This window comes from Thermanaeromonas sp. (genome assembly GCF_021890735.1).
GTDB lineage: Bacteria > Bacillota > DSM-521 > Neomoorellales > Neomoorellaceae > Thermanaeromonas.
Genome location: NZ_JAKKUR010000067.1, coordinates 1 through 9,441 on the forward strand (window position 1 = coordinate 1; position 9,441 = coordinate 9,441).

At 51.3% G+C, this 9,441-nt stretch carries 10 protein-coding genes; all 10 read left to right on the forward strand.

What is annotated here, in order from left to right:
• The first annotated feature begins 181 nt into the window (after positions 1-181).
• Entirely contained in the window at positions 182-694 is a 513-nt protein-coding gene (infC, locus tag L5656_RS09030; protein ID WP_297202094.1) for a translation initiation factor IF-3, read from the forward strand.
• 19 nt (positions 695-713) lie between these two features.
• Positions 714-911, forward strand: coding sequence for a 50S ribosomal protein L35 (gene rpmI / locus L5656_RS09035; protein ID WP_297202096.1), 198 nt, complete (start codon positions 714-716; stop codon positions 909-911).
• 41 nt (positions 912-952) lie between these two features.
• Positions 953-1,318 (forward strand): 50S ribosomal protein L20, encoded by a 366-nt coding sequence (rplT, locus tag L5656_RS09040; protein WP_297202099.1) that lies wholly within the window; start codon positions 953-955, stop codon positions 1,316-1,318.
• A gap of 5 nt (positions 1,319-1,323) precedes the next feature.
• Entirely contained in the window at positions 1,324-1,974 is a 651-nt protein-coding gene (locus L5656_RS09045) for a potassium channel family protein (RefSeq protein ID WP_297202102.1), read from the forward strand.
• On the forward strand, positions 1,971-2,762 hold the full coding sequence (locus L5656_RS09050; protein WP_297202120.1) for a TrmH family RNA methyltransferase: 792 nt from the start codon (positions 1,971-1,973) through the stop codon (positions 2,760-2,762). The genes L5656_RS09045 and L5656_RS09050 overlap by 4 nt, the downstream gene beginning before the upstream one ends.
• An 18-nt stretch (positions 2,763-2,780) precedes the next feature.
• Complete coding sequence (locus tag L5656_RS09055) at positions 2,781-4,115, forward strand: TrkH family potassium uptake protein (protein ID WP_297202105.1); 1,335 nt, start codon at positions 2,781-2,783, stop codon at positions 4,113-4,115.
• Positions 4,116-4,368: 253 nt separating this feature from the next.
• Positions 4,369-5,409, forward strand: a complete 1,041-nt coding sequence (pheS, locus tag L5656_RS09060; RefSeq protein WP_297202108.1) for a phenylalanine--tRNA ligase subunit alpha — start codon at positions 4,369-4,371, stop codon at positions 5,407-5,409.
• A gap of 23 nt (positions 5,410-5,432) precedes the next feature.
• Entirely contained in the window at positions 5,433-7,859 is a 2,427-nt protein-coding gene (gene pheT, locus L5656_RS09065; RefSeq protein WP_297202110.1) for a phenylalanine--tRNA ligase subunit beta, read from the forward strand.
• Between the two features lie 24 nt (positions 7,860-7,883).
• Positions 7,884-8,171: a cell division protein ZapA gene (locus tag L5656_RS09070; RefSeq protein WP_428849305.1), complete on the forward strand. Its 288-nt coding sequence runs from the start codon at positions 7,884-7,886 to the stop codon at positions 8,169-8,171.
• The coding region (locus L5656_RS09075) for a helix-hairpin-helix domain-containing protein (protein ID WP_297202116.1) at positions 8,168-9,441 on the forward strand (1,274 nt) is incomplete at its 3' end. The genes L5656_RS09070 and L5656_RS09075, both read left to right, overlap by 4 nt.

Genomic DNA, 9,441 nt, shown 5'->3' on the forward strand with positions numbered 1-9,441 from the left:
AGACAAGCAGCTCAGCTTCTAGATGTGGCAGGCTAAAAAGTGGGGATAACTCAGGAAATCACCATATTGACGGTACTTCGGGCCTTGTGCTATACTACCGCCGGAAGGAAAAGCCATCCGAAGCGGGTGGATAACCCCGCTTTCTTTTTGGCTTGGCGGCAATTTCTACAGGAGGTGACTGATGATAAGCAAGGACTGGAGGGTTAATACAGAAATCCGGGCGCGGGAGGTACGCCTAGTAGGCACAGACGGCCAGCAGCTTGGTATAATGCCGTTGAAAGAAGCGCTGCGTATAGCCCAGGAGCAGGGGTTAGATCTTGTGGAAGTAGCTCCGCAGGCTCGACCGCCGGTTTGCCGTATTATGGATTTTGGGAAATATAAGTATGAACAAAAAAGGCGCGAGCGGGAAGCCAAAAAGAAGCAGCGCACGGTCGATATTAAAGAGATAAAACTGCGGCCCGGCATTGAGGAGCATGACTTTAAGGTAAAGGCGCGCAACACCCTCCGTTTTCTAGAAGATGGCGATAAAGTTAAGGTCACGGTTATGTTCCGGGGACGAGAGATTTCCCACGCTGAGCTGGGCGAAAAGCTCTGCTGGCGCCTGGCTGAGGAGGTAGCAGAGAAAGCCTCTGTAGAAAGGCCGCCTAAGCTTGAGGGACGTAACATGGTTATGATCTTGGCACCTAAAAACTAGATTAAGGGGAGGATTTTACGTGCCTAAAATGAAAACCCACCGGGGGGCCGCCAAACGTTTTCGGGTCACGGCCAGGGGAAAAATTAAGCACTCCCGGGCAGGGAAGAGCCACCTTTTAGAGCACAAGACGTCCAAGCGGAAGCGGCGTCTGAGCAGGCCAGCTATACTTAAGGGGGCGGACCACCGGCGCATCGCAAGGCTTCTACCTTATGCTTGAAGCCGGGGTAACGATAGGTATAAGGAGGGAAGACGAGTTAAATGGCTAGAGTAAAACGAGGAGTCACAAAACGGCGCCGTCATAAGAAAATACTCAAGCTGGCTAAGGGATATTACGGAGCCAAATCAAAGCTTTTCCGGATAGCCAACCAGCAGGTTATGAAATCCCTGGCCTATGCCTATGCCCACCGGCGTAAAAAGAAGGGGGATTTCAGGAAGCTCTGGATTGCCCGTATAAATGCGGCGGCGAGACAAAACGGGTTGACCTACAGCCGGTTCATCAACGGGTTGAAGCAGGCAGGAGTAGAAATAAACCGGAAGATGTTGGCCGATATGGCTGTCCATGATGAGGCAGGTTTTAAACAGCTAGTCGAGATGGCCAAACAAAGCCTAGGAGCTGGTGTTTAAAGCTTATGAAACAGTTTGCCGTCATTGGGTTGGGTCGTTTTGGTACCAGTGTAGCCACTGCTTTAGCCAGGATGGGTTGCCAAGTCCTGGCTATTGACTCTGATGCAGAAAAAGTGGAAGCTATAATGAACGAAGTGACCCATGCTATACAAGCTGATGCCCGGGACGAGGAAGCCCTTAAAGCTGCCGGTATCCGGAATGTAGACGTAGCTATCGTGGCCATCGGGGAAAACGTTGAGGCTAATATTCTTGTTACTTTAATGGTAAAAGAGTTGGGAGTTAAGTGCGTAGTAGCTAAAGCCCTAAACGACCTTCACGCCAAGGTTCTGGCAAAGATCGGGGCAGACAAGATAGTATTCCCGGAGCGGGATATGGGGGTACGGGTGGCCCGGGCTTTAGCGGCGGGGAACGTGTTAGAACACATAGACCTTTCACCTGATTACAGCATTGTGGAAATAGCCGCCTCCCGTAGATTAGCGGGAAAAACCTTGGGCCAGCTCAATCTGAGGGCGAAACACGGGATTATGGTAGTGGCTATCAAGCATGGGGATAACATTGTGGTAGCTCCGGGTGCGGAGGATGTGGTAAGGGAAGGCGATATTTTAGTCCTTATCGGCCCTACCAAAGTTTTAGAACGATTGGAGGAGAGAGAATAGCGCTCAACAAATATTTAAGGCTCGCACAGTCCTTAAAGCGCCGTTCCTGGCGTGAAAAAACCGGGCTTTATCTTGTCGAAGGGGAGCATGTGGTCGCGGAGGCTTTGCAGGCGAAGGCCGAATTGGAGGTAGTATTATACAATAGAGAGTTTGTTGGTTCCCCAGAACATGCCGAACTGATAGAGCAGCTGGCCCGCGCTGGCTACCGGTGCATAGAGGTACCTACTTCTGAGCTAAACCGGGTGTCTGCCACAGTTACGCCACCGGGGATTTTAGCCATCGCCCGCCAGCGTAAGATTAGTATTGAGAGCCTGCTGGCTAGCCAGGAGGTTTTTTTATTGGTGGCGGATGGTGTACAGGATCCCGGCAATTTAGGAACTATGCTCCGTACAGCGGTTGCTGCCGGATGTACAGGCGCGCTTTTGACTACCGGAACTGTAGACCCTTATAATGAGAAGGTTGTAAGGGCATCCATGGGTGCCCTTTTTTACTTGCCCGTAGTTTCCGGGCTTGGGCCAGGAGAGGTTATATCCAGGCTAGAGGGCCGGTCAAAAATTATAGTAGGTCATGTGGCCGGTGAAATTTTCTACCACGAGTGTGATTATGGAGGAAGTGTAGCTATAGTGGTGGGAAACGAAAACCGTGGCCCTAGCCCGGAAATCCTAGCTAGAGCCCATGCCCGGGTTAAGATACCCCTCTGGGGGCCTGTAGAGTCCCTGAATGTGGCTGTAGCGGCAGGTCTTTTGTTATATGAGGCTGCCCGCTGCCGCCATAGTTCATGTACTTAGGAGGTTAACATAAGCCTTATGCTACGCCCCAACCCTACGAAAGTAATAGTTATGGGTTTTGCTGGATTGATTCTTTTCGGAACCTTTCTTTTGATGCTTCCTGTTTCTTCTGCTTCCGGGACCTGGACGGACTTTTTAACCGCTTTATTTACGGCTACTTCCGCCGTATGTGTGACCGGGCTTGTGGTGGTGGATACAGGGACTTATTGGTCACCCTTCGGACAGATGGTTATTTTGGCGCTCATTCAAGTAGGTGGTTTGGGCTGGATGAGCGTGGCCACCTTCCTGGCTTTGGTAGTGCGCAAGAGGATCTCTTTACGGGAGAGGGTGCTCCTCCAGGAGGCTTTAAACAGGGAAACCTTAGGGGGAGTAGTGGACCTTGCTAGAAGGATTATCTTAATTACAGCGGTTATTGAGGGTTTAGGTTTCCTTATCTTGGCGGCTAGATTTTCCTTGGATTTCGGCTGGAGGAAAGGATTATATTATGGCTTGTTCCATTCTGTATCTGCCTTTAATAACGCAGGCTTCGATGTTTTAGGGAGGGAATTCGGGCCGTTTACAAGTCTAATCCATTACGTAGGGGATCCCGTAGTTAGCCTGACCGTAGCGACACTGTTGATTCTGGGTGGTATCGGGTTTCCAGTTATTACGGATGTACTAAAGGCCAAGAAACTGCCCCGCCTTAGCTTGCATAGCAAGCTAGCGCTTTTAACTACGGTTTTTCTTATCGTAGCCGGCACTGTCTTGATCTTGGCCATTGAATGGGATAACCCGCGGACTCTTAAGCCTCTAAGCCTACCTGCTAAAGTATTAGCGGCTTATTTCCAAGCTGTAACCCCCAGGACTGCCGGGTTCAACACCCTTGATATTGGTGGGCTAGAGCCTGCTACCCAGTACCTGCACGTGATTCTCATGTTTATAGGGGCTTCGCCTGCAGGAACTGGCGGTGGTATAAAAACGGTTACCTTCGCGGTGTTAGTCCTTGCTGTGGCTAGTGTAGTGCGGGGGAGGCCAGAAGTGCATTGTTGGGGACGGCAGATAAGTTGGTTTAGGGTTTTTAAGGCCTTGAGCATAGTAGCCGTTTCTTTTGCCCTGGTCAACACAGTAACTTTTATACTTTTGTTGACCGAAGGGAAAGGCCTCTTGCCAGTATTATATGAGGTGACCTCGGCCTTCGGTACCGTAGGGCTCAGTACAGGTATTACTCCTACCCTTACCCCTTTAGCTCGGGTACTCATAATCTTTACTATGTTTGCCGGACGGGTAGGCCCCTTAAGCTTGGCTATGGCTATCTGGCACAGGCACGTCAAAGCCAACGTGCACTTGCCCGAGGAGCAGGTGATTTTGGGCTAGCCAAGGCATAGTTCCTATGCTATAATCTATCTTAGGCTGGCTTACAAGTAGTTCACAACCCTTGGGAAAGGTTGTGATACTGTGTTCCTGCCTGCGGAGTTTTTTTGGCGGCTTTTTGAGATGACGGGCTCTATAGCGGCCTATATTATCTACCGCAGGCTGGCCCTGCAGTAATGATCTCGTAATATGTTTTGGGTATACCTAAAAAATAAATAAGTCTTCGTCCCAAGGGGGCGAGGGCTTTTTTTATGGGGTGAAAAAAGAATTGGAAACCTTAGAGGCTTTAAAGTCCTTAAAAGAGAGGGCGTTAGCCGAGCTTAGCCAGGTCAGGGATTTGGCAGGCTGGGAAGGTTTAAGGGTAAAGTACTTAGGCAAAAAAGGGGAACTCACTCAAGTTTTACGTTCAATGGGAAAGCTTCCTCCCGAAGAGCGCCCGCGGGTCGGGCAGCTCGCCAATGAAATCAGGGAAGAGCTAGAAGAGGCCCTAAGGCGCACCCGCGAAGTCTTAGTCCAGGAGGAAAAGGAACGCCGCCTTAAGGAAGAGAAGCTGGATGTCACCTTACCCGGACTTCCTTTACCCCGGGGCTACTACCACCCTATCCATTTGGTTTTAGAGGAAATTAAAAATATCTTTATCGGATTAGGCTTCGCCATAGCTGAGGGGCCAGAAGTGGAGACCGATTACTATAACTTTACTGCTTTAAATTTGCCCCCGGACCATCCGGCCCGGGATATGCAAGATTCCTTCTATATTACCTCCAATATTCTTCTGCGCACTCACACTTCTCCCGTACAGGTCCGGGTTATGGAAGCCATGAGGCCGCGTCTTCCCATCCGTATAATAGCTCCCGGGAAGGTCTACCGGCGGGATGACGATGCCACCCATTCACCTATGTTCCACCAGGTAGAAGGTTTGGTGGTCGACAAGAGAGTTACCTTTGGGGATCTAAAAGGAACGTTAATGGCTTTTTTGCGCCAGATGTTTGGCCACGATGTGGATGTACGTTTCCGCCCCAGCTATTTCCCTTTCACAGAGCCCAGCGCCGAAGTAGATATTTCCTGCGTTATATGTCGGGGGAAGGGCTGCCGGGTTTGTAAGCAGAGCGGGTGGCTGGAGATTTTAGGTAGCGGGCTTGTACATCCTAAGGTTTTGGAGATGGCCGGGTATAACCCGGAGGAGGTCAGTGGATTTGCCTTCGGGTTGGGGGTAGAGAGGGTGGCCATGCTAAAATATGGTATAGATGATCTGCGGTTATTTTTCGAGAACGATTTGCGGTTTTTAAAGCAGTTTTAAATACGTGCGAGGTGGAACAGAAGTTGCGTGTACCTTATAGTTGGCTGAAAGAGTATGTAGAGATAGAGCTTCCGCCCGAGGAATTAGCCCAAAAGCTTACCATGGCCGGCCTTCCCGTGGAAAACATAATTAACTTGAGTCCGGGTTTTAGCGGAGTGGTGGCAGGCATAATAACAGCCATCGAAGACCACCCCCATGCGGACCACTTAAAGATTTGCCAGGTGGATGTGGGTGAAAAGTGCCTTCAGGTGGTCTCCGGAGCCCCTAATATGAGGGTTGGCCAGCGGGTGGCGGTTGCTCTGGAAGGAGCCAGGCTCCCAGGGGGGCGGGAGATACGCCGTGCCATCTTCCGGGGAGTGGAATCTTTGGGCATGTTATGCTCTGCCCAGGAACTGGGGTTAGATGCAAGCCTTGTGTCTCCGGAAGATCGAGAGGGAATTTTGACTTTGCCTCCGGATGCTTCGCCGGGGCAGGACGTAGCCAGAGTGTTAGGCCTGGATGAGGTGGTCCTTGAGTTAGAGGTTACTACTAACCGGGCAGATTGTTTGAGCATATTGGGGGTAGCCCGTGAGGTAAGTGCCCTTACGGGCGTTCGGGTAAAGGAGCCGAGGATAGAATTTAGTGAAGTAGATCCTCCGGCAGGAGACTTGGTAAGCGTAAATATAGACGCTCCCCAAATGTGCGGCCGTTATGTGGCCCGCATAGTGAGAAATGTTAGCATAGGGCCTTCTCCAAGCTGGATGCAAGCCAGGTTACGGGCGTGTGGCATGCGGCCCATCAACAATATCGTTGATATCACTAATTACGTAATGTTAGAGCTGGGCCAGCCCTTGCACGCCTTTGACTACGATTTACTTAAAGGCAAAAAGATCATCGTGCGCCGGGCCCGAAAGGGAGAAAAGATAATAACCCTGGACGGCCAGGAACGGGTTTTAGAAGATAACCTGTTGGTTATCGCCGATGAGGAACGGGCCGTAGCCATAGCAGGGGTGATGGGCGGGCTGGAGACGGAGGTCACAGGGCAAACGGCAAATATTCTGATCGAATCCGCCCACTTTGATGGGGTGTCCATTAGGAGGGCTTCGCGGCGTCTTGGCTTGCGTTCGGAGGCGAGCTTGCGCTTTGAGCGGGGGGTTGACATCGAAGGGGCGCCGAGAGCGGCCGACCGGGCCGCGGAGCTAATGCAGAAGCTGGCCGGGGGTAGTATCGCCCGGGGCCAGGTAGACTGCTATGCGACCCGTAAAAAGCCGGTCACCATCCGCTTCCGCCCCGAAAAGGTAAACTACTTCTTAGGTACGGAGCTTTCACAGGAAGAAATTAAAGAGATACTGCAACGCCTCCAGCTTAAAATAAAAACGGAGGGACCTGATACCTGGCAGGTAGAGGTGCCTTCTCACCGCGGTGATCTAACCCAGGAGATCGATTTAGTAGAAGAAGTGGCCAGGTTGCACGGGTATGACCATATTCCGGTGAGCATACCCGCGGGAGTGGTAGCAGGAGAGAAAAAGTCCCGGCGACAAGAATGGGAGGAGGCCGCCCGGGAGGCCGCCATATCTTGCGGCCTGACCCAGGTGATAACTTATAGTTTTATAAGCCCTAAAATATGGGACCTACTGCAGCTTCCTCCTGAGCATAAGTGGCGGAAAACCGTTGTACTCCAGAATCCCTTAAGGGAAGAGCAGAGCGTTTTAAGAACCACCCTTTTACCGGGGCTTCTAGAAGTAGCAGCCCGTAACGCTAGTCGCCAGGTCATGCCGGTGGCTATTTTTGAAATAGGGCGGGTCTTCTTACCTCAAGGAGACGGGTTACCCCAGGAACCTTTACGGCTTGCCGGCCTTGTAATGGGGAGTAGAAACAAGGGTTGGAACTGGCCGGCGCTGGAAATGGATTTTTATTACCTTAAGGGTGTGGTAGAGGGGATCCTAGAAAGGGTCCGTATATCTAAGGTTCAGTGGGAACCTACCGCAGCTTATCCTTTCCTTCATCCAGGGCGGAGCGCGGAGATTTTGGGGATAAACATGGAGCCAGTGGGATTTGCTGGTGAGTTACATCCAGATGTGTTAAGTGCCTTTGAGCTACCTACCCGGGCTTATGTTTTCGAGCTAGATTGGGAAATTTTGATGAATCTGACCGATGGGATACCCGGGTATCAGCCGCTTCCCAAGTTCCCGGCCGTGGATAGAGATCTTGCAGTGGTGGTGCCTGAAGAAGTACTGGCAGAGAGTGTACGGGAAGTTATTATAGATGCAGCGGGTCCCTTTCTTAAGGAATGCCGGCTTTTCGACCTTTACCGGGGGCAGCAGGTAGGGGAAGGTAAAAAGAGCCTGGCTTTTACTTTGAGCTTCCAGCGTGAGGACCGCACCCTTACAGACGCAGAAGTAAACAGTATTATACACCACATCGAGAAGGAGCTAGGCCGGCGCCTAGGGGCAGCACTCAGGCAGGAGTAAATTTATTTTGGCCTCTAAAGTGAGGTGGCCGTTTTGGCAGAAGCTAAGGTTAAAGAAGAAGGGGTCAACCGTATCCCCGTTACCATTTTTGATCAGGAATACATCCTTAAGGGTGCCGAACCTCCAGAGTACCTGCAAGCCCTGGCCGCTTATGTGGACAGAAAAATGCGCCAGATTAGCGAAAGGTGCCCCCATTACCCTCCGGTAAAAGTGGCAGTACTCGCGGCACTCAATATTGCAGATGAGCTTAATAAGATCCAGCAGGACTACGAGACACTTATTAAACTGATCCAGGAGGAAAGAAGAGCTTGACTAACCTTGAGCTTTCGTGGGCTCTGGAGGAGATGGGGGATTTACTGGAGATAAAAGGGGAAGAGCCCTTTAAAGTAAGGGCTTATCGCAGGGCAGCTAGGGCTTTAGAGACTCTCGAGGAAGAGGCTGCAAAGCTTTACGCCCGCGGGGAACTAGAAAAGATCCCTGGGGTGGGTAAAAATTTAGCTAAAAAAATTGCAGAACTTTTGGAGACGGGGCGTTCTACTTTTTTAGAAAGATTGCGTGAAGAAATTCCGCCGGGTTTGCGGGATATGTTATCCATCCCGGGATTAGGAGCGAAATCCATCCGCACTATCTACCAGCACCTTAAAATAACTACATTAGAAGAGCTGGAACAAGCGGCCAGGGAGCGCAAGATTCGAGCCCTCCCCGGGTTGGGCAGTAAAACGGAACTAGCCATCTTACGCGGGATAGATATGCTTAAAGAGAGCCGGGACAAAGTACCTTTGGGAGTAGCCTGGCCGCTGGCCGAGCTGTTCTGCCGCCAACTTAGGTCCCTACCAGGGGTAGAGCGGGTGGAAATGGCGGGGAGTGTACGCCGGGGTTGCCCCATGGTGGGAGATGTAGATATCTTGATAGGGGCATCTACAAGTGGGGGACAAGCAGCTTTAGAAGTAATAGAACACCATCCGCAGGTAAAGGAAGTAATAGAGAAGGATGAAACCCACCTTTCCTTGCGTACCTGGGCGGGGGTTAAGGTGGAAATATTTGTGGTTTCGTCCGAAAGATTTGTAACCGCCTGGTGGTACCTTACAGGTTCGGCCGCTCACCGGGAAGAACTTAGAGCTTATGCTAGCGAGATGGGATTCCCTTTGGATGAGATTGGCGTTCCTTCAAGCCTGGAGGAGGCTCGCCCGTCCTTTAGCTCAGAAGATGAACTCTATAACCGCTTAAGCTTGCCCTTCATTGTACCTGAACTGCGGGAGGGCAAGGGGGAGGTTAAGGCAGCCCAAGAAGGACGCCTTCCCCGTCTCATTACTTTAGAAGAAATCAAGGGCGACCTGCACTGTCACACCCGGTATAGCGATGGCCTCCATACTATAAGGGAGATGGTAGAGGCGGCCCGGGCCCGGGGTTACAAATACCTGGCCATTACCGAACATTCCCGGTCTTTAGCTGTAGCCCGGGGATTAACTCCAGAGCAACTTTTGGCCCAGAAAGAAGAGATCGCCAGGCTAAATGAAGAATTAAGTAATTTTACCGTCCTTGCCGGAGTAGAGGTGGATATTTTGCCCGACGGCCGGCTGGA